Raw genomic sequence first — 19,856 nt, forward strand, 5'->3', positions numbered from 1 at the left:
GCTTCATCCGTTTTGCCTATCGCCAGGGCAAAGGCTTCAACCCGAACCAGAACGCCGACAGTGAATGGATCGCCCATACCGAACGCTTGCTGGCCGGTGTGCTCGGCGCCTCTTCGACCCGCGCGGTAGTAAAAGCCGCCATTGAAGGCCGGGAGATGCAACTGGAAGACGTCGTGCGCATCGCCGACGAAGCCTCGGAGGTGCTGCAATTCAACCGTGCCTTGCTGCAAGGCGCCATCGAGAACATCACCCAGGGCATCAGCGTGGTCGACCAGTCGCTGAAACTGGTGGCCTGGAACCGTCGCTATCTGGATTTGTTCAACTACCCGGATGGCCTGATCAGAGTCGGCCGGCCGATTGCCGACATCATCCGTCACAATGCCGAGCGTGGACTGTGCGGCCCCGGCGAGGCCGAAGTTCACGTCGCGCGCCGCCTGCACTGGATGCGCCAGGGCCGCGCGCACACCTCCGAGCGCTTGTTCCCCAACGGTCGGGTAATCGAGCTGATCGGCAATCCGATGCCAGGCGGTGGCTTCGTCATGAGTTTCACCGACATCACCGCGTTCCGCGAAGCCGAGCAGGCGCTGACCGAAGCCAACGAAGGCCTGGAGCAACGGGTCACCGAACGCACCCACGAATTGTCACAGCTCAACGTCGCCCTGACCGAAGCCAAGGGCACCGCCGAGGCAGCCAACCAGTCCAAGACCCGTTTCCTCGCGGCCGTCAGCCATGACTTGATGCAACCGCTGAATGCGGCGCGGCTGTTCTCCGCCGCCCTCTCCCATCAGGACGATGGTTTGTCCGGCGAAGCACAGAAACTGGTCGGGCACCTGGACAGCTCGCTGCGCTCGGCAGAGGACTTGATCAGCGACCTGCTGGACATTTCCCGCCTGGAGAACGGCAAGATCAACCCGAATCGCCAGCCGTTCGCCCTCAACGAACTGTTCGACACCCTCGGTACCGAGTTCAAGGTGCTGGCGCGAGAACAAAAACTGGAGTTCCGCGTTCGCGGCAGCGCGCTACGGGTCGACAGCGACATCAAACTGCTGCGGCGGATTTTGCAAAACTTCCTGACCAACGCATTCCGCTACGGCAAAGGGCCGGTGCTGCTGGGGGTTCGTCGGCACAGGGAAGCATTGAGCCTGGAAGTCTGGGACCGTGGGCCAGGTATTCCGGAAGACAAGCAGCAGGTGATTTTCGAAGAGTTCAAGCGCCTCGACAGCCACCAGACACGGGCCGAAAAAGGCCTCGGCCTGGGGCTGGCGATTGCCGACGGGCTATGTCGCGTGCTCGGTCATACCTTGCGCGTACGCTCCTGGCCGGGACGCGGTAGCGTGTTCAGCGTCAGCGTGCCCCTGGCCCGGGCGCAAACCGCAGCGCCGGTCAAAGTCGCCGAGCTCAATGGCAAATTGCTCAATGGGGCGCAGGTGCTGTGCATCGACAACGAGGACAGCATCCTGATCGGCATGAACAGCCTGCTCAGCCGCTGGGGTTGCCAAGTCTGGACCGCGCGCAATCGCGAAGAATGCGCAGCGTTGCTGGGCGAAGGCGTGCGCCCGCAATTGGCGCTGGTGGATTACCACCTCGATCATGGCGAGACCGGCACCGATTTGATGGCCTGGTTGCGCACGCAAATGGGCGAGCCGGTTCCCGGGGTGGTGATCAGCGCCGATGGCCGGCCGGAGACGGTCGACCTGGTGCATGCCGCGGGACTGGACTATCTGGCAAAACCGGTGAAACCGGCGGCGTTGCGGGCGTTGTTGAGTCGGTATTTGCCGTTGTAGCGCGRCAAGCTAACACTTTACCCACTGTGGCGAGGGGGCTTATTCCGGCAACTCGACCAACCCATCGACATCCGTCATCGCCCGCTCCAGCAAGTCCGCCGGCAGGCTCTTGCTCGCCCGTGCGCCCAGCAGCTTGAGCTGTTCACTGCGACTGACCAGGTTGCCACGCCCCTCTGTCAGCTTGTTGCGTGCCGAACTGTAGGCCTTGTCCAGTTGCTGCAGGCGATTGCCAACTTCGTCCAGATCCTGAATGAACAGTACGAACTTGTCGTACAGCCACCCGGCCCGCTCGGCGATCTCCCGGGCATTCTGGCTCTGGCGCTCCTGTTTCCACAGGCTGTCGATGACACGCAGGGTCGCCAGCAAAGTGGTGGGGCTGACGATCACGATGTTACGGTCGAATGCCTCCTGAAACAGCGTCGGCTCAGCCTGCAACGCGGCAGAAAACGCCGCCTCGATCGGTACGAAGAGCAACACGAAATCCAGGCTGTGCAAACCATCGAGACGCTTGTAATCCTTGCCGGCCAGGCCTTTGACGTGATTACGCAATGACAGCACGTGCTGCTTGATGGCGATCTGGCCGATGGCCTCGTCCTCAGCCGCCACGTATTGCTGATAGGCCGTCAGGCTGACCTTGGAGTCGACCACGACCTGCTTGTCGCCCGGCAGATAAATGATCACGTCCGGCTGAAAACGCTCGCCGTCCGGTCCCTTGAGATTGACCTGCGTCTGGTACTCGCGGCCCTTCTCCAGTCCCGCATGCTCGAGCACGCGCTCCAGAATCAGTTCACCCCAATTGCCCTGGGTCTTCTGCCCTTTCAAGGCGCGGGTCAGGTTGGTGGCTTCATCGCTCAAGCGCAAGTTCAGCTGTTGCAGTCGTTCCAGCTCCTTGGCCAGGGAGAAACGCTCACGGGCCTCGTTCTGATAGCTTTCCTCGACACGCTTTTCGAAGGACTGAATGCGTTCCTTGAGTGGATCGAGCAACTGCCCCAGGCGCTGCTGGCTGGTTTCGGCAAAACGCTGCTCGCGCTCATCGAAAATTTTCCCCGCCAGCTCGGCGAACTGCGCGCGCAACTCGTCCCGCGAACCTTGCAGGTCGTTGAGGCGTTGCTGGTGACTGTCCTGTTGCTCGCGCAATTCGGCGTTGAGCGACGCGGCCTGGGCATCCAGACGGCGCAATTCGGCTTCCTTGCCGGCGCGTTCGATATTCCACGCATGGGCGGCGTCCCGGGCGTCGTCGCGCTCGATCTGCAGCAGTTCGACTTCACGACGAAGCGCCGCCAGATCCGCCTGTTTGGCGGCGTTGGCCTGGGTCAGATCAGCCGCTTCATCGCGACCGGACTCGAGCTGAGCATTCAATCCGTCCTGCGCCAGTTGCGCCATGGCCAGGCGTTCTTGCAGCAGCGCGACATCGGCTTGCGTGGTGCTGGCCCGACGCTGAAGTTGCCAGGCCAATACCAGCAACGGCAACGCAGCCGCTGCCAGACCCAGCAATACGCTGGTCAAGTCCATTGCCATAGCCACTCCTGCCATTCGAATAAAGCCTGAAGGTTAACCAAGGCGCCAGATCTTGGACAGCTCAGTCTTCGATCAGCCCCAGTTCCTGTTGAGCGCGGCGATCGCCTGCCCGAGCGGCCTGACGCAGCAGGTCCTGGCCGATCCGGCGGTCCCGGGCATTCCCGCATTCCCGGCACATCAATTGGCCAAGGCGACTTTGCGCAGCCACCACGCCTTCACGGGCCGGTTGCTTGAGCAGACGTCCGGCAATGTGTTTGACGTTACGGTTTTCGCCCAGATGCGGACTGTCCAACAGCCACTCTGCCACGCGCATGGAAAAGCGCTTGGTAGGGGCAGCAGAGGGTGGTGTAGAGGAAGAGGAAACGGAGGCTGAGCGAAACTTCATAAAGCACTGTGGGGGCAGATCGGAAGGCGCGCAACTTTACTCTCTTTTTCTTACAGGTAAAGCTGAAAATATCCCGGCACGCCCGTCCTAGAGCAAGCGCTCGGGACAATCCACAGAAGCTGTGGATAACTCAGTGGACAACCGCTCCTGAACCCGCTCAAAGCCCTGTGGAATGGGGCTCGCAGTCAAACTGACGATTTTTTCACCAGTAAAAAAAAGCGATGTTTTTCATTGACTTAAATTTTGGATACAGGCAGCCACTACGCTTGAACGTGAGATGACAGCGGGGTGACAGAGTGCGCAACTAATGTGCACAAGTGCCTTCGCGACGGTTATATCGATGCACTTTTTCGGCGCGTTTTTTGGTCATGCCTGGGGATAAGCCTTGGCAAACCCGGTGTTTAGACGGCTGCATTGCTACCAAGGTCGATGACCGATGGTCGGATTTTGTTCTGCTACAGGGCGTAGCAATCGCAGGCACAGCAACTTCATACGCTTGGCTACAAGACAAAACAGCCCGCTTGAGCACCTGCCGGGAAATTCTTTTCGCTAACACACTTCCCTTGGCCGGTTCAATCCGTTAGTATCCGCGGCGTTAGTACCAAGCTGAAAGTCAATTCTGGTCGAACAAATCCCCCCGGTCAGCCTTCCCAACGGAAGCCTCCACCGAACTAGCGGGATCGACCACCTCGATGGTTTCCAGGTAAATCTTGCGCCAACACAACCTTTGAATCGAAAGCAAAGGGTGTTGCTCCGCCTGCTTACTCTGCTCGAACCAACCTGCAAATTGATCAGGATCTTCACCCCGGGCCCAGAACCTTTGCCCTCGATGTGTTGCCTGCCCTCCTAAGTACCTACCTGCCAGCCCAAGCGCGCCAACTTGTCAGCGCTTCAAACTGGCTGCTTTGTTCCAGTCGGGTTCTTCGTTCGACCAATGGTGGTCGTCGTCACTGGAACGTTTTAACTTTGCACGGTTCTTATCCGTGTCGCTTGTAGGAACACCAATTATGTCCACTCAAATCCACACTCAGGATGCCATTCGCACCCTAACCAACGCTTTTGCTCCAATGAACTGCCTGATCATGGCCGCTCGCAAAGGCTGCTTCAGCTTCACTCTGGTCAATGAACATGGCATCGCCCGTCACAGCGAACGCCTGTACCCCGATCAATACTCCAGCGCCGAGCCGCTGCAGGCCGTGATCGAGCGTACCCGTCAGGCACTGGTTGCCTGAAACGCCAGAAAGGCTGAAAAACCGAAAGCCCTGCCCCGAAAAGCAGGGCTTTTTATTGCTCGATATTTCCCTTTCCTCGAATCACGACTAAGCACGATCCGATATAACGGTTATAACTGGTCGCTGGAAATATTTTAAAAACAGGCCTTTACAACGCAAATATGACACTACACTTCAACTCAAGCGGCTTGACCCGCTTGCGGCGAGCCTGATTCGATTCACTGCTGCCAAGCCCCCCCTTCAGGTATCGCCGTCCAACTCAGGTTTCGAGGGTTTTATGGGTATCGCTGCCAGCGAACTGTGCCGTTATGTGATTCGTCCGACATTGATCTACCTCGGACGCCATAGCGCTACTGCCGAATCCCTGCTGCTGGGCATTGCCGCCAGCCAGTCCGCCCTTGGTTCCGCCCTGCATGACCGCCGTGGGCACGGCCTGTACCGCATCGCCGAGCCCCGCCACCAGGCCCTTTGGGACCATTACCTGGCCCTTGATCCGGAGCGTGCAAGCCTGGTCCGTGGCCTGGCCAGCCAGCATGCGTTTCTCAGTGGCCCGCACCTCGAATTGACCGTCAACCTGCGTTACGCCACAGCCATCGCCTGGCTGCTGGTGGAAGAACAGAATACCCCCCTCCCCGCCCCTGATGATTTGTTGGGTATGGCCAGAATCTGGCGCCAGACCTTTCAGCCCCAGGGGCGTCTGCGTGATTTCACCTGCGCCTGGCAAACCTGTGTTTCACCCCTGAATCAGGTCGCCTGCTGACACGTCTGAATCCAAAGATCGCGCAACACGCCGCGATTCTGGTCGGATTGTCCTACAAAACCGCTCTAAATCAAGCGATACAGCCTATGGCGCCGGGACGAAAATATTGGTAATTTTCGCCCCGGTGATCACCAGGAGTTCTAATAATGAAAAAAGTAATGCTCAAAACCACCCTTAGCCTCGCCGTTGCCTTGGCATCCACCCAGATCTTCGCGAGTGGCTTTGCCCTCAACGAACAGAGCATCAGTGGAATGGGGACTGGTTTTGCGGGACGCTCTTCATCTGCCGATGATGCAAGCACTGTTTTTGGCAACCCTGCCGGCATGTCGCGAATCAAGCGCCAGGAAGTCACTGGCGGGATCGCAGCTATCGATGCCTCGTCTGATATCAAAGACGCCCAAGGCGCCCACCCGGGTACCAACAAAGGCGACATGGTGCCATTCACAGCCGTTCCGATGGGCTATTACGTCAAGCCGATTGATGATCACTGGGCATTCGGCCTCGGTGTCTACGCACCTTTTGGTCTGATTACCGACTATGAAAATGGCTTCCAGGGTGCCGGTTTCGGCAGCAAGAGCGAAGTCAAGGTTGTCACCTTCCAGCCTACCGTCAGCTACGCCTTTAACGACAAAGTATCGATTGGTTTCGGCCCGACCATCAACCGCATTGGCGGCACTCTGGAGTCGGATGTACCTCTTTTTGGCGATACCCACGTCAAAATCAAAGGGGATGATGTCGCTCTTGGCTACAACTTCGGGGTCCTGGTACAAGCAACAGACACCACTCGTGTCGGCCTGACCTATCACTCGAAAGTGAAATACAAGATTGAAGGTCATACCGACATCAGCGCAGGCGCAAATTCACCTTCCGCCCTCCTGAAAAGCAATCGATACGATGCTTCGCTGAAAATCGAAACACCTGAATCTGTCGACTTCTCAGTGACACAACAGCTGACGGATGCGTGGACCCTTTATGCAGGTTCCACCTGGACTCGCTGGAGCCGTTTGAAAGACATCACCGTCAACAACGACGGCGTAACCGCGGCACAAGGCGGTGCATTGTCCCCAGCCCTGTTCGGCACCATTACGGAAGAGCAGAACTGGCACGATACCTGGGCCTACGCCATCGGTACCTCCTACCAGCTGAATAAGCAGTGGGTATTGCGCACCGGCCTGAGCTTTGACCAGTCGCCTACCAACAATACCGACCGATCCCCACGTATTCCTACAGGTGACCGCACAATCTTCAGCCTTGGCGCCGGCTACAACGTCACCGATGATCTGACCATCGACGTCGCCTACTCCTACCTGAAGGAAGAAGCTGTCAAAATGAATCGCTCCAACCTGGTAGACAGTTACAGCGCCAAGTACGAAAACAGCGCCAACGGTTTCGGTGTCGGTGCGACCTACCGCTTCTGATGATTCCCGGCGAGCCTGAACCGCTCGCCATCGGAATCAAAAAAGCCCCGCTCTCTTCACAGAGGCGGGGCTTTTTAGTGGGCGTCGATCACGGGGCAGAAGCCAGGGCCTTTTCCACCGCAGCAATGAACTCTGGATCATCCGGCTTGGTCAGGCTGGAGAAGTTGGCAACCACCTTGCCCTGGCGATCCACCACGTACTTGTAGAAATTCCACTTCGGCGCGCTGCTTTGGCTGGCGAGGACCTTGAACAAATGCGTCGCCTCTTCGCCGCGAACCTTTTGCGGTTCCGTCATGGTGAAGGTCACGCCATAGTTGACGTAGCAGACCTTGGCGGTCTCGGCGCCATCCTTTGACTCCTGCTTGAAGTCATTGGACGGAACGCCAATCACCTCCAGCCCTTGATCCTTGAAGCGCTGGTTCAGCGCCTCAAGGCCTTTGAACTGCGGAGCAAAGCCACAGAAGCTTGCGGTATTGACCACCACCAACGGTTTACCGGCGAAGCGCTGGCACAAATCGATGGATTCCTTGGCATGCAACTTGGGCAACGAGCCTTGCAAAAGATCCGGGCAATCCGCCGCGTGAGCCAACCCGGAAAACGCGACCAGTAACGCGGGAACTGCCAGGCAGCGCATCAGCATGTCGGGACACCCTTGAGAATTCGTCAGGATTCGACGTTACTCGCCCCGCCATCCCGCTAGCAAGTCCCCATGCCCAACTGCAAAAGCGCCAGCCCGCCCTGATGCCAGCCCCACCATGTCAGGGCAAGCAGCAAGGCGCAGACAGCGCAAATCGTGATACGAGGCCAGAGACTGTTCATATCGCACTCATTTGTGTTTGCAGGCGCGCCACCGGCCGTTCACGCACCGGCCAGTTCAGGGCGGCGGCCAACAGGCTCAAGAGAATCGCGACCTGCCAGATCAAGTCATAGCTACCGGTACGGTCGTACACCACGCCACCCAACCAGCCGCCCAGGAACGAACCGAGCTGGTGAAACAGGAAAACAATCCCGCCGAGCATGGACAGATTTCGCACGCCAAACAAGGTCGCCACCGTGCCGTTGGTCAACGGCACCGTCGACAGCCACAAGAAGCCCATGGCCATGCCGAACAGGTAAGCCGTGGTGGTCGTCACCGGTGCCCACAGGAACAGAGCAATGACCACCGCCCGCAGCAAGTACAGGCCGGTGAGCAAACGCGGCTTGGACATGCGCCCGCCGAGCCATCCAGCGGTATAGGTGCCGAAAATGTTGAACAGGCCGATCAGCGCCAGCACCGTGGTGCCGACCGTCGCCGGAAGATGTTGATCCACCAGATAGGCCGGCAAGTGCACACCGATGAACACCACCTGGAATCCGCACACAAAAAAGCCGAACGCCAGCAGCCAGAATCCGGAATGGGAGCAGGCTTCACGCAGCGCTTCGCCAAGGGTTTGTTCGTGACCCAGGACTGGTAACGGTTTGTCCTTGAGCATGCTCACCAGCGGCACGATCAACGCCACCAGCAAACCCAGCGCCAGCAGCGCCGCGGACCAGCCAAGCCATCCGATCAAACCGAGTGTGCCGGGCAACATCGCGAACTGACCGAACGAGCCGGCAGCACTGGCGATCCCCATGCCCATGCTGCGTTTATCCGGCGGTACTGCGCGGCCGACCACACCCAGAATCACCGAGAACGACGTACCGGACAGTCCGATGCCGATCAGCAGGCCAGCGCTCAGCGACAGGGTCACCGCCGAGTCGGAGAGCCCCATGCACATCAGACCCGCTGCGTACAGGACGCCACCGATCAGCACCACTTTCGCTGCGCCGAAGCGGTCGGCCAGCGCGCCGGTGAATGGCTGGGCAAGGCCCCAGATCAGGTTCTGCAGGGCGATGGCGAAGGCAAAGACTTCCCGACCCCAGCCGAACTCGGCGCTCATCGGAGCCAGAAACAGCCCAAAGCCATGTCGAACGCCCAGAGACAACGCAAGGATCAGCGCACTCCCCAACAGAACCCAGCCGCATGTACGCCACATCGATGTCATTGTTGTTCTCCGGTAGCGGGTATATACCCGCTTATAATCGAAAAAACCGGCATCATGCCAGTTCATCCAGCAGCTTCAGTAAGATTTCGCGCTTCTCGGCCCCCAGGCGATCGATCAAACGCTGCTGCGCGGCCTCCCAGGCCGGCAAGGCGGCCTTGAGGCGCTCTGCCCCGGCCTCGGTCAGCAGGACGATGCGGTTGCGCATGTCCTCGCCCTCGACCAGCGTCACCAGGCCATCACCCTCCAGCACCCGCAAGTTGCGCCCCAAGGTGCTGCGATCCAGCCCCATCGCCTCGGCCAGGGCTGAGATGCTCGGCTGATCCAGGCGTTGCAGGTTGCACAGCAAAGAATACTGCGCAACGTTGATCCCGAAGCCGTCGAGAGCGCCGTCATAATGCCTGCTGACGCCACGGGCGGCGCGACGCAGGTTGATGCATAAACATTGGGAATCGAGCATGGTGCGTGTATATACCCGCGAGTCGGTTAAATCAAGTGGCATGGGGTTTGTTCAGTGATCAGGCGGCGTTTGGCAGATCGCCATCTGCGAGCAAGCTCGCTCCCACAGTCGATCGCATTCCAATGTGGGAGCGAGCTTGCTCGCGATGAGGCCGGAAAAATCAATGCAACCCAATCAGGCCAGCGCCAAGCCTACCAGCACTGCAACTTCCAGCAACTCCAGCATTGCCCCTGCCGTATCGCCCGTCGTTCCACCGAGCCGCCGCAGCATCACCTGCCGCAACCAGGCAAATCCAAGAGCGGCCAGCAGCACCGCCAACACACCACTCAAACCGGCGATCAACACACAAGCCAGTGCACTGACCGCCAACACCTGCTTGCCCGCCGAACGCGGAAGATGATCGGCCAATGCCTGGCCCAGGCCACCGGCACGCACATAGGACGTGGTCAGGAACAAGCCGAGCAATGCGCTGCGACCTATCAACGGCACGATGATCAATGCCAGCGAATGCGATTGCTCGATCAGCGCCAGCAGCGCGGTGAACTTGAGCAACAACACCAGCACCAGCGTCACTACGGCGATCGGCCCGCTGCGCGGGTCTTTCATGATGGTCAGCGTACGCTCACGGTCGCCAAAACCGCCGAGCCAGGCATCGGCGCTGTCCGCCAGGCCATCCAGATGCAACCCGCCACTGAGCAGTACCCAAACGCTCAGCAGTAACGCCGCGTGCAGCAACGCCGGCGTGCCCAGCAGCAGCCAGTTGAATACCCACAAAGTCGCGCCAAACAGCAGTCCCACCAGCGGATAAAACAGCAGCGACCGCCCCAGGTCCCGGGGCTCAGGCATGCCCGGCAGGCGAATCGGCAGGCTGCTGAGAAATTGCAGGGCGATCCAGAATGGCAGCATGGTCAGAGCACTTCCTTCAACACACCGGCAGACTCCAGCGTCAGCGAAAACAGTGCGCCATGCCCGACCTCAACATTGAGCAGTTGTTCTCGCGGCAACCCCCGGGCTTGTGCCAGCAACAGGCGCATCACACCGCCATGGCTGATCAGCAAAATGCGCTCACCGGCACAGGTCGCGTGCAAACGCTCCAGCGCTGCCAGCACCCGCGCCGAAAAATCTGCTACCGGCTCACCCTGAGGCGGCGTGAACGAATATGGATCGGCCCAGAACAAACCCAGAGCCTGCGCGTCGGTTTCCATCAACGCCGCCGCGCTCTGCCCTTCCCAGGCGCCGAAATGCAACTCTTGCAGGTCTTTATCCAGGTGCACCGGCACACCCGATTGCGCACCGAGCTCCTCGGCAAACCGCGCACAACGCTGCAAGGGTGAACTGACCAGCCGATCCCATGGCCCTTGCCCGACCACCGCGGCGCGCATCTGCGCCCAGCCCGTATCGGTCAATGCATCATCGATACTGCCGCGCAGGCCGCCGCCGAGTTCGGTTTCACCGTGCCGCAACAGATCCACGCGCAAGGTCATGCCGGACGATCTGCCACGGCGGCTTCGGCGAAGGTCGCCATCTGCCCGTGCAGGTCGCACGCCAGGCGCAGCAGCGGCACAGCCAATGCCGCGCCACTGCCTTCGCCAAGCCGCAGGCCGAGATCGAGCAAGGGGTGCGCCTTCAGGGCTTCCAGCACATGACGATGCCCCGGCTCGGCGCCGCGATGACCGAACAACAGCCACTGACGGCAATCAGGATTCAAGCGCACCGCAACCAGCGCCGCGACACTGCAAATAAAGCCGTCCACCAGCACCGCGACACCCTCCTGGGCACAAGCGAGATAGGCACCGACCAGCGCGGCGATCTCAAAACCGCCGAGGTTGAACAGGGTCTGCAAGGCATCGCCACGCTGCGCACCATGCAATGCCAAGGCGCGTTCGATCACTTGGGCTTTGTGGCTGACACCTTCTGCGTTGAGCCCGGTGCCTGGCCCGGTCAAATGGCCCACCGGGCAATCGAGCAGCGCACACGCCAGGGCGCTGGCGGCGGTGGTGTTGCCGATGCCCATTTCGCCACCGATAAACAACTGCGTACCGGTGGCCATCGCCCGCTGCACGCTATCACGACCGGCCTGCAAGGCGAGTTTCCCCTGGGCCTGGGTCATGGCCGGCCCCTGGACAAAATTCGCCGTGCCTGGGCCGACATTCAGGTGCCGCACGCCCGGCAGGTTCAGCGACGGCGTCACCGTGCCGAGGTCCACCACCTCAAGGGAAGCGCCCAACTGCCGCGCCAGTACACTGATCGCCGCACCACCGCTGACGAAGTTGAGCAGCATCTGCCCGGTCACTTCCTGGGGAAACGCCGACACCCCCTCAGCGACCACACCATGGTCGCCGGCAAAAATCGCGATCCACACCTGCTCCAGACTCGGCTTGACCCGCCCCTGCAATCCCGCCAGTTGCACCGCCACCGCTTCCAGCTGGCCGAGGGAGCCGGCCGGTTTGGTCAGTTGCTGTTGCCGCGCCTGGGCCTGTTCGACCGCTTGGGTATCGACCGGCTTGCACGGGTTCAGCCACCAGGATTGAGTCATAACGCAGTTCCTTTCAGAGTCAGAGGCAGGCCGGCGACGGTCAGGACGACACGCTGACAACGCTCAGCCAGAGCTTGATGCAGCCAACCGGCTGCATCGACATAGCGGCGAGTCAATTCGCCCAGCGGCACGACACCCATTCCGGTTTCGTTGCTGACAAAAATGATTTCACCCGGCAGCGACACCAGGCAGTCCAGCAAGGCATCACGCTCGGCTTGCAAGCGCTCGGCATCGTCGAGCATCAGCAGGTTGGTCAGCCACAGGGTCAGGCAATCCACCAACAGGCAGCGGTCGGCGCGGGCGGATTCGCGCAGCACCCGGGCCAGCTCCACCGGCTCTTCGATCAATGCCCATTCGGCAGGACGACGGGCGCGATGATGGGCCACCCGCTCGCTCATTTCTCCATCGAGTGGCTGGCTGGTGGCGATGTAGGTGACGGCCAGAGCGCTGTCGATGGCGAGTTTTTCAGCCAGACGACTCTTGCCGGAGCGGGCACCGCCGAGGATCAGTTGGAGCATTGCTTATTCCTTAAAATCTTCGGGGAGGCGACGGCCCTCATCGCGAGCAAGCTCGCTCCCACAGTTGATCCAGGCTGAACATAAATTTTGAATACACCTCGTAACCTGTGGGAGCGAGCTTGCTCCGGGCGGCGTTCCGACGATGGGGCCGCAACAGCCGCCTCAGAACCCACAGAGCTGACGCAGCAGAGAAGTATCCAAATGCTTCTCCACCAGATCCGCCAGCCGCTCGATATCACGTTCGCGCAAGCCGTGGTAATCCACGTCCTGCACCTCCTGCAAACCCGCCCAGCGCAGCAGCGCACTGCACGCCGCCGGCGATTCGAACAGCCCGTGCAGGTAGGTGCCGAAAGTCTGCCCGTCAGCACTTTGCGCACCATCACAGCGGCCGTCATCCAGATGCACGGCGGCATGTTCCAGGGCCGGTCCGGTGGTCACGCCGGCATGAATTTCATAACCCGCAACGGGCGCATCTTCCAGCGCCAGGCGACCACGCACATTGCGCAACTGCTTCTCTTGTTCGAGCAGAGTCTGGAACGCCAGCAGCCCCAAACCGGCACTGGAACCCGGCGCACCTTCGAGACCCAGCGGGTCATGCACTTGCTCACCGAGCATTTGCAGGCCGCCACAAATCCCCAGCAGTTTCCCGCCGTAACGCAGATGCCGGGCGATGGCGGCATCCCAGCCGTTGGCCCGCAGGTACGCGAGGTCGCTGCGCACACTTTTCGAGCCAGGAAGAATGATCAGGTCGGCAGGCGGAATCGCCTGGCCGGGGCCAATGAATTGCAGGTCCACTTGCGGATGCAGGCGCAGCGGATCGAAATCGGTGTGATTGCTGATGCGCGGCAGCACCGGCACCACCACCTTCAGCACCTGCTCGGCTTTATCGTTCTGGCGTTGATCGATGCCGTCCTCGGCCTCCAGGTGCAGGTCCATCACGTACGGCAGCACGCCGATCACCGGTTTGCCGGTGCGCTCTTCGAGCCAGTCGAGACCGGGTTGCAGCAACGCGATGTCGCCACGAAAACGATTGATCACGAAGCCTTTGACCCGCGCCTGTTCGCTCGGCGACAGCAGTTCGAGGGTGCCTACCAGGTGGGCGAAAACCCCGCCGCGATTGATATCGGCGATCAGCAGCACCGGGCAATCCACCGCTTCGGCGAAACCCATGTTGGCGATGTCGCCGGCCCGCAGATTGATTTCCGCYGGCGAGCCCGCGCCCTCGACCATCACCAGCGGATACGCCGCGCTCAAGCGCTCGTGGGAGGCCAGCACCGCTTGCATGGCGATGGTTTTGTAGTCGTGATAGGCGACGGCATTCATGGTCGTGACAGCGCGGCCATGGATGATCACCTGGGCACCAGTGTCACTGTTGGGCTTGAGCAACACCGGGTTCATGTCGGTGTGCGGTTCAAGGTGCGCGGCCTGGGCCTGTACCGCCTGGGCGCGGCCGATCTCGCCACCGTCGGCGGTCACCGCACTGTTGAGTGCCATGTTCTGCGGCTTGAACGGCACCACCCTTATGCCCTGACGTGTGACCCAACGGCACAGCGCGGTTACCAGCGTGCTTTTACCGGCGTCCGATGTAGTGCCCTGCACCATCAGCGTGGTCATTGGTTTTCCTTGGCGAAATCGTCGAACGCCCGCGCCAGTCGTACCCAGGCAATTTCGTCACCGGGCAAGCCGAATCGCAGGCTGCTGTTGTGCGTGAACAATCGCAGGAGAATGCCGCGCCGGGCCATGAACTCATGCAGCTCTTCGGCGCGCTCGGTGATCAGCCACTGGAACAGCGCACAACCGCCCTGAGGCTGGAACCCCTGTTGTTCCAGCAACGACGCAAGGCGCTCGCTGGCCTCATCCGCGCGCACCCGTTGCCGCGTCTGCCCTTCGGTATCGCGCAGGCAGGCCTGGCCCACTACCCGGGTTGCCCCGCTCACGGCCCACGGCCCCACTTGTTCAGCCAGCAACTTGAGCAACTTGCGCTCGGCCAGCACAAACCCCAGGCGCACTCCGGCCAGGCCGAAAAACTTCCCGAAGGAGCGCAGGACGATCAACCCGACTTGATGGGCATACGGAGCCAGGCTCAGATGCGGCGTGTTATCCATGAACGCTTCGTCCACCACCAGCCAGCCACCGCGCTGGGCCAGCCGCGCGTGCCAGTCGAGGAGGCGACTGGGCGTCAGGCTCAAGCCTGTGGGGTTATTCGGATTGACCACCACCAGCACATCGAAACTGTCGATAAAGAAGTCGACTTCGTGCACCAGCACTTCACGCACGATGTAGCCGTTACGACGCCACGCTTCAGCGTGCTCGGCATAACACGGCGACAGCACGCCGACCTTGCCCGCCCGACGCAATCGCGGCAGCAGCTGGATTGCCATTTGCGAGCCGGCCACCGGCAATGCCTGCAAGGTGCCGTAGTAATCACAGGCGGCGTGCTCCAGACCATCGTCCGCTTCCGGCAAACGGGCCCAGGCCCGCAGCGGAATATCCGGCACAGGAAACGGCCAGGGCGCAAGGCCCGTGGACAGATCCAGCCAGTCGGCTTCATCTATGCCGTATTCGAGCGCCGCCTTGCGCAATCGCCCCCCGTGTTCAAGCATAAAGTTCGGCCCCCAGGCAGAGAATCAGCAACCATAACCATACCCCGCGCTGGACCAATTGCCAGCCCCGGTCAATGGAGTCGGCATCCGCCGGCACGCCTTCGCCCAACTGCGGACGCTGATGCAGTTCGCCATGATAAATCGCCGCCCCGCCCAACTCGACGCCAAGGGCACCCGCCCCTGCCGCCATCACCGGGCCGGCGTTCGGGCTGTCCCAGGTCGGGCCCTGGGTGCGCCAGCATTTCAACGCCAGCCGGGTTTTGCCCAGCAGCGCGTAAGTCAGTGCCACCAGGCGCGCAGGAATGTAATTGAGCACGTCGTCGACCTTCGCCGCCGCCCAGCCGAACCGTTCGAAGCGCTCATTGCGATAACCCCACATCGCATCCAGCGTATTGCTCAGGCGATAGAGCACCACGCCCGGCGCACCCGCCACGGCAAACCAGAACAACGCCGCGAACACTGCGTCGCTGCCGTTTTCCAGTACCGACTCGGTAGCGGCACGGGCGACTTCGGTTTTATCCAGATCACTGGTTTTACGGCTGACCAGATAACTCACACGTTTGCGCGCTTCATCAAGATCATCGCCGCGCAATGCCTTGGCCACAGGCGTGACGTGCTCACCGAGGCTGCGCATGCCGAGGGCGCAATAGAGCGCGAGAATCTCGATGATCCAGCCGACATAAGGCGCCCAGGACAATGCCGTGACCAACAGCGTCAGCGGCAACACGGCGATCACCCACGCGGTGACGCCATGACTGCGCCAGCCGCGACCGCCGCCATTGAAGCGTTGCTCGATGCGGTCGGCAAAACGGCCGAACGCCACCAGCGGATGCCAGCGTTTGGGTTCGCCCAGCAGCGCATCCAGCGCAACCGCAGCGACACTCAACAACGCCACACTCATTGACTCACTCCCCAATAGTTTTCATACAGCAATTCATGTAGCGGACGCGCCTGCGCCCAGCCTTCGAGCACCAGCATCGGTGCCGGATAGAACTCCTTCACCGGCCCAAGGCACAGCACCGCCAGCGGTTTGGCTCCCGGTGGCAACCTCAACAAGTCCGCCAGTGCCTGTGGTTCGAACAGCGACACCCAGCCCATGCCCAGCCCTTCGGCGCGGGATGCCAGCCACAGGTTCTGGATCGCACAGGACAGCGAGGCCATGTCCATTTCCGGCAAGGTGCGGCGGCCGAAGATGTGTTGCTCGCGGTCGTCCATCAGCGCAGCGACCAGTACCTCGGCGCAATCGTTGATGCCTTCCACCTTGAGCTTCATGAACTCGTCGCTGCGCTCGCCGAGGGCTTCGGCGGTGCGGATGCGTTCTTCTTCCACCAGGGCCTGGATTCGCCCGCGCAAGGCGCGATCGCTGATGCGGATGAAGCGCCAGGGCTGCATCAGGCCGACACTGGGAGCCTGGTGTGCGGCTTCAAGCAGGCGCCGCAGCAATTTGGGCTCGACGGTGCCGCCGCTGAAGTGGCGCATGTCACGGCGCTCGGCGATGGCGCGATAGACCGCTGCGCGTTCGGCTTCGGAAAATGCGTTATCCGTCATGGCCGCTTCGCGAGCAGGCTCGCTCCCACAGTTGATGGTGTGTTGTCTGAAGAAACGCATTCCCCTGTAGGAGCGAGCCTGCTCGCGATTACGGTCTCAAGGTCCGGCGCAAACAGCGCGGCAATCGCCGAGGGGTTCGACGGAAAATAAAAGTGCACATAAGAGGCGGTCATCCGCCCTTCACGGTAGACCGCCTCCGCTCCGCGCCCGCCATTCGGGCTCAAGCCACGGGCAATCGGCACCAGCTTGGTGGTGGTCAGCGAATGGTGATAGGTGTGCCCGCGCAGAGAACCTTCCGGCAATTCCACCGCTTGCAACGCCAGCGCGGCCAGACGCTTTTGCATGACCGCATCACCGGCCAGCAAGCCAACCAGTTCAGCGCGAGTGCCCTCGACATCGGTCAGGGAATCGAGCAGATACAGCATGCCGCCACACTCGGCGAGCAACGGTTTGCCTGCCCGGTGGTGGGCACGGATCGCGTCGAGCATCGCGGTGTTTTGCGCCAACCCAACATGGTGCAGTTCCGGGTAACCACCGGGCAGATACAGGCTGTCCGCCTCCGGCAACGCACTGTCGCGGATCGGCGAGAAGAACGACAACTCGGCGCCCATCGCCCGCAGCAGATCCAGGCTCGCGCCGTAGGTGAACGCAAAGGCTTCATCGCGGGCGACGGCAATGCGCACACCGGCCAGCAGCGGTTCGGCTGCAATGACATCAGGGGCGGCGAACTCGACCGCCGGCGGCAGCGCAACCTCGCAACTACTGGCCAGTGCATCGGCGGCCGCATCGAGGCGCAGGTCGAGATCGTTCAGCTCACTGGCCTGCACCAGCCCCAGGTGCCGGCTCGGCAATTCGATCCCGGTTTCCCGGGACAGCGCGCCGTACCAGCGCAAACCTTCAGTCAGGCTGCCTTCGAGCAGTTGCGCGTGGCGCAGCGTACCGACACGATTGGCCAGCACCCCGGCGAACGGCAAGTCCGGCTGATAACGCGCCAGCCCCAGGGCCAGGGCGCCAAAGGTCTGGGCCATGGCAGTGCCATCGATCACACCCAGCACCGGTACACCGAAATGCCGCGCCAGATCGGCGCTCGACGGCGTACCGTCGAACAGCCCCATGACACCTTCGATCAGGATCAGGTCGGCTTCAGCAGCGGCTTCCCACAGCAGCCGGCGACTTTCTTGCTCACCAACCATCCACATGTCCAGCTGATACACCGGCGCACCGCTGGCGCGCTCGAGGATCATCGGATCGAGAAAGTCGGGGCCGCACTTGAACACGCGAACCTTGCGCCCCTGATTGCGATGCAATCGGGCCAGCGCCGCGGTGACGGTGGTCTTGCCCTGGCCGGAAGCCGGCGCGGCAATCAGTACCGCCGGACAGAGTCGAGGCTGATTCACAATTCGACGCCTTTCTGCGCTTTGATCCCGGCTTGAAAGGCGTGTTTGATCACACCCATTTCGGTGACGGTGTCGGCCATCTCGATCATTTCCGGCTTCGCTGCACGACCGGTGACCACCACATGTTGCATCGGCGGCCGGGCCTGCAAGTCGCTGAGCACCTGATCGAGATCGAGGTAGCCGTGCTTGAGAGCGATGTTCAGCTCATCCAGCACCACCAGACCGATGGACGGATCGCGCAGCAGTTGCTGCGACACCGCCCAGGCGGCTTCGGCGGCGGCGATGTCGCGCTGACGATCCTGGGTTTCCCAGGTAAAGCCTTCGCCCATCACATGAAAGCGCACCTGCTCGGGAAAGCGCCGGAAGAACAGCTCTTCGCCGGTGCTGTTGCGGCCCTTGATGAACTGCACCACGCCGCACTGCATGCCGTGCCCCATGGCGCGGGCAAGCATGCCGAAGGCCGAACTGCTCTTGCCCTTGCCGTTGCCGGTCAACACCAGCAGCAGGCCGCATTCGTTCGGGGAATTGGCGATGCGCTCGTCGATCACGGCTTTTTTGCGCTGCATGCGCGCCAGGTGGCGTTCGTCACGATCGGGGGTATCAGTCATGGGGGAGCTCTCCGTTGAGGCAGGAATAACGGCGGGCAGGCACAAGAATAGAAGGCAAAAAGCCTGGCATCGCCCACCGTGATGCCGCTGGATGAATCAGGCCGGTCTCCGGGCTCATGAGTGGCGCGAGGCCAGACTGTGCGCCTTCCCGCATCGAATCGACACAGTGGCATCACACACAGTTTTCACTCATTTACCGTTGCGGGGGCAGCGCCGGAATTGCGGGCCTTCGACCAACAGAAGGATTCACTCACCGGCTTCCCTGTTTCACTCTGTCGACCCAAGCCACAGAGCACCTGAAACAAGCCGCGAAGGTTAGAGGGTTGGGGGTGGAGCGTCAATTAAAGCCGGGAGGCGATCGACCGAATATCTGCCATCAATCAATAAACTGACGTCAATCTTGTGCCACGCCCAAAGCAGTGATATCAAAGAGCCACAATCCCCACAACACAATAACAAGGGTGACCCCATGCAAGGCATGATCATCAGCAATCCAAAGCTGGAATTCCTGCGCCCGGTGCTCGAGCGCTGGTTCGAATGCATCGACCGCTATAACGCCGTCCGCGGTGATGGCGACACACCGTACTGGCACGACGAAAAAGCCAATCTCGGACTGCTGTCTGCCGCCGCCTGGATGGCCGGGATGGTCACGCTGCAACAGACGCCAACCCGCAAACAGACCGAAGAAGGCGAGCGCAACAGCCGTGCCGACCTGTTCCTCGCCTCGCCGGAAACCCGCGCCTATATCCAGACCAGCCAGCGCTGGCCACGGGTCAACAGCCTCAACCTGACTCAGGCCCTGCTCGACATCGCCAGCGATGCGAAGCGACTGAGCCACGCCAGCGACCTGAAACTCGGCTGTCTGTTCGTCGCCCCGCAAAAAGCCCAGCAAGGCGCCACACCGGAAGAACTCCAGGACATGGTCGACGACCTGCAAAAGGAACACACCTGCGCTGTCGCCTGGTATTTCCCATACGCCTATCGCAAATTGCGCAACGAAGCCGGCAACTATCACCCCGGCATTGCGGTGCTGTTCAAGGAAGCACGTGGCTAAGGGTTGAACCATCG

General features: G+C 61.1%; 20 protein-coding genes and 1 riboswitch. Of the genes, 5 read left to right on the plus strand and 15 right to left on the minus strand.

Annotated features, from left to right (window positions below; translation table 11 throughout):
• Positions 1–1,784: hybrid sensor histidine kinase/response regulator (locus tag AC1DVH_RS07960; protein WP_477753326.1), on the plus strand; the 1,784-nt coding region annotated here is incomplete at its 5' end.
• A 39-nt stretch (positions 1,785–1,823) separates the two neighbouring features.
• On the opposite strand, the gene AC1DVH_RS07965 is transcribed toward AC1DVH_RS07960, so the two are convergent.
• A complete protein-coding gene (locus tag AC1DVH_RS07965; protein ID WP_477753356.1) occupies positions 1,824–3,188 on the minus strand; it encodes a DNA recombination protein RmuC in 1,365 nt (454 codons plus the stop codon).
• A 175-nt stretch (positions 3,189–3,363) separates the two neighbouring features.
• The gene (locus AC1DVH_RS07970; protein WP_477753327.1) at positions 3,364–3,687 is read right to left on the minus strand and encodes a sel1 repeat family protein; all 324 of its coding nucleotides are present in this window, start codon (positions 3,685–3,687) and stop codon (positions 3,364–3,366) included.
• A 1,007-nt stretch (positions 3,688–4,694) separates the two neighbouring features.
• On the opposite strand from AC1DVH_RS07970, the gene AC1DVH_RS07975 reads away from it, so the two are divergent.
• The 3 genes from AC1DVH_RS07975 to AC1DVH_RS07985 all read left to right on the plus strand — a co-directional run bounded on the left by AC1DVH_RS07975 (position 4,695) and on the right by AC1DVH_RS07985 (position 7,097).
• Positions 4,695–4,919 (plus strand): hypothetical protein, encoded by a 225-nt coding sequence (locus tag AC1DVH_RS07975; RefSeq protein WP_007898912.1) that lies wholly within the window; start codon positions 4,695–4,697, stop codon positions 4,917–4,919.
• Between the two features lie 277 nt (positions 4,920–5,196).
• Positions 5,197–5,679 carry a hypothetical protein gene (locus tag AC1DVH_RS07980; RefSeq protein WP_007984504.1) on the plus strand — a complete coding sequence of 161 codons (483 nt, stop codon included), beginning with the start codon at positions 5,197–5,199 and terminating at the stop codon, positions 5,677–5,679.
• Positions 5,680–5,825: 146 nt separating this feature from the next.
• Entirely contained in the window at positions 5,826–7,097 is a 1,272-nt protein-coding gene (locus AC1DVH_RS07985; protein WP_477753328.1) for an OmpP1/FadL family transporter, read from the plus strand.
• 88 nt (positions 7,098–7,185) lie between these two features.
• Here AC1DVH_RS07985 and AC1DVH_RS07990 read toward each other — a convergent pair whose 3' ends face one another.
• The 13 genes from AC1DVH_RS07990 to cobO all read right to left on the minus strand — a co-directional run bounded on the left by AC1DVH_RS07990 (position 7,186) and on the right by cobO (position 18,788).
• Positions 7,186–7,737: a glutathione peroxidase gene (locus AC1DVH_RS07990; RefSeq protein ID WP_477753329.1), complete on the minus strand. Its 552-nt coding sequence runs from the start codon at positions 7,735–7,737 to the stop codon at positions 7,186–7,188.
• Positions 7,738–7,912: 175 nt separating this feature from the next.
• The gene (locus tag AC1DVH_RS07995; RefSeq protein ID WP_477753330.1) at positions 7,913–9,121 is read right to left on the minus strand and encodes an MFS transporter; all 1,209 of its coding nucleotides are present in this window, start codon (positions 9,119–9,121) and stop codon (positions 7,913–7,915) included.
• Between the two features lie 52 nt (positions 9,122–9,173).
• Complete coding sequence (locus tag AC1DVH_RS08000) at positions 9,174–9,578, minus strand: MarR family winged helix-turn-helix transcriptional regulator (protein ID WP_223455967.1); 405 nt, start codon at positions 9,576–9,578, stop codon at positions 9,174–9,176.
• A gap of 174 nt (positions 9,579–9,752) precedes the next feature.
• Positions 9,753–10,484 (minus strand): adenosylcobinamide-GDP ribazoletransferase, encoded by a 732-nt coding sequence (locus tag AC1DVH_RS08005; RefSeq protein ID WP_477753331.1) that lies wholly within the window; start codon positions 10,482–10,484, stop codon positions 9,753–9,755.
• A 2-nt stretch (positions 10,485–10,486) separates the two neighbouring features.
• The gene (cobC, locus tag AC1DVH_RS08010; protein ID WP_477753332.1) at positions 10,487–11,062 is read right to left on the minus strand and encodes an alpha-ribazole phosphatase family protein; all 576 of its coding nucleotides are present in this window, start codon (positions 11,060–11,062) and stop codon (positions 10,487–10,489) included.
• The gene (gene cobT / locus AC1DVH_RS08015; protein ID WP_477753333.1) at positions 11,059–12,114 is read right to left on the minus strand and encodes a nicotinate-nucleotide--dimethylbenzimidazole phosphoribosyltransferase; all 1,056 of its coding nucleotides are present in this window, start codon (positions 12,112–12,114) and stop codon (positions 11,059–11,061) included. Before cobT ends, cobC begins: the two co-directional genes overlap by 4 nt.
• The gene (gene cobU, locus AC1DVH_RS08020) at positions 12,111–12,632 is read right to left on the minus strand and encodes a bifunctional adenosylcobinamide kinase/adenosylcobinamide-phosphate guanylyltransferase (RefSeq protein WP_477753334.1); all 522 of its coding nucleotides are present in this window, start codon (positions 12,630–12,632) and stop codon (positions 12,111–12,113) included. The genes cobT and cobU overlap by 4 nt, the downstream gene beginning before the upstream one ends.
• A gap of 162 nt (positions 12,633–12,794) precedes the next feature.
• Positions 12,795–14,246 (minus strand): cobyric acid synthase, encoded by a 1,452-nt coding sequence (locus tag AC1DVH_RS08025; protein WP_477753335.1) that lies wholly within the window; start codon positions 14,244–14,246, stop codon positions 12,795–12,797.
• Complete coding sequence (gene cobD / locus AC1DVH_RS08030) at positions 14,243–15,235, minus strand: threonine-phosphate decarboxylase CobD (protein WP_477753336.1); 993 nt, start codon at positions 15,233–15,235, stop codon at positions 14,243–14,245. The genes AC1DVH_RS08025 and cobD overlap by 4 nt, the downstream gene beginning before the upstream one ends.
• Positions 15,228–16,136, minus strand: a complete 909-nt coding sequence (gene cbiB, locus AC1DVH_RS08035; RefSeq protein ID WP_477753337.1) for an adenosylcobinamide-phosphate synthase CbiB — start codon at positions 16,134–16,136, stop codon at positions 15,228–15,230. Before cbiB ends, cobD begins: the two co-directional genes overlap by 8 nt.
• Positions 16,133–16,783: a 5,6-dimethylbenzimidazole synthase gene (gene bluB, locus AC1DVH_RS08040; protein WP_477753338.1), complete on the minus strand. Its 651-nt coding sequence runs from the start codon at positions 16,781–16,783 to the stop codon at positions 16,133–16,135. The genes cbiB and bluB overlap by 4 nt, the downstream gene beginning before the upstream one ends.
• Positions 16,780–18,180, minus strand: coding sequence for a cobyrinate a,c-diamide synthase (locus AC1DVH_RS08045; RefSeq protein WP_477753339.1), 1,401 nt, complete (start codon positions 18,178–18,180; stop codon positions 16,780–16,782). The genes bluB and AC1DVH_RS08045 overlap by 4 nt, the downstream gene beginning before the upstream one ends.
• A complete protein-coding gene (gene cobO, locus AC1DVH_RS08050) occupies positions 18,177–18,788 on the minus strand; it encodes a cob(I)yrinic acid a,c-diamide adenosyltransferase (RefSeq protein WP_057715808.1) in 612 nt (203 codons plus the stop codon). The genes AC1DVH_RS08045 and cobO overlap by 4 nt, the downstream gene beginning before the upstream one ends.
• Positions 18,789–18,870: 82 nt before the next feature.
• Positions 18,871–19,103, minus strand: a riboswitch (cobalamin riboswitch).
• Between the two features lie 154 nt (positions 19,104–19,257).
• Here cobO and AC1DVH_RS08055 point away from each other — a divergent pair.
• Positions 19,258–19,842 carry a hypothetical protein gene (locus AC1DVH_RS08055; protein ID WP_477753340.1) on the plus strand — a complete coding sequence of 195 codons (585 nt, stop codon included), beginning with the start codon at positions 19,258–19,260 and terminating at the stop codon, positions 19,840–19,842.
• Positions 19,843–19,856: the final 14 nt, after the last annotated feature.

It is taken from the genome of Pseudomonas sp. P4_C3 (assembly GCF_056402075.1).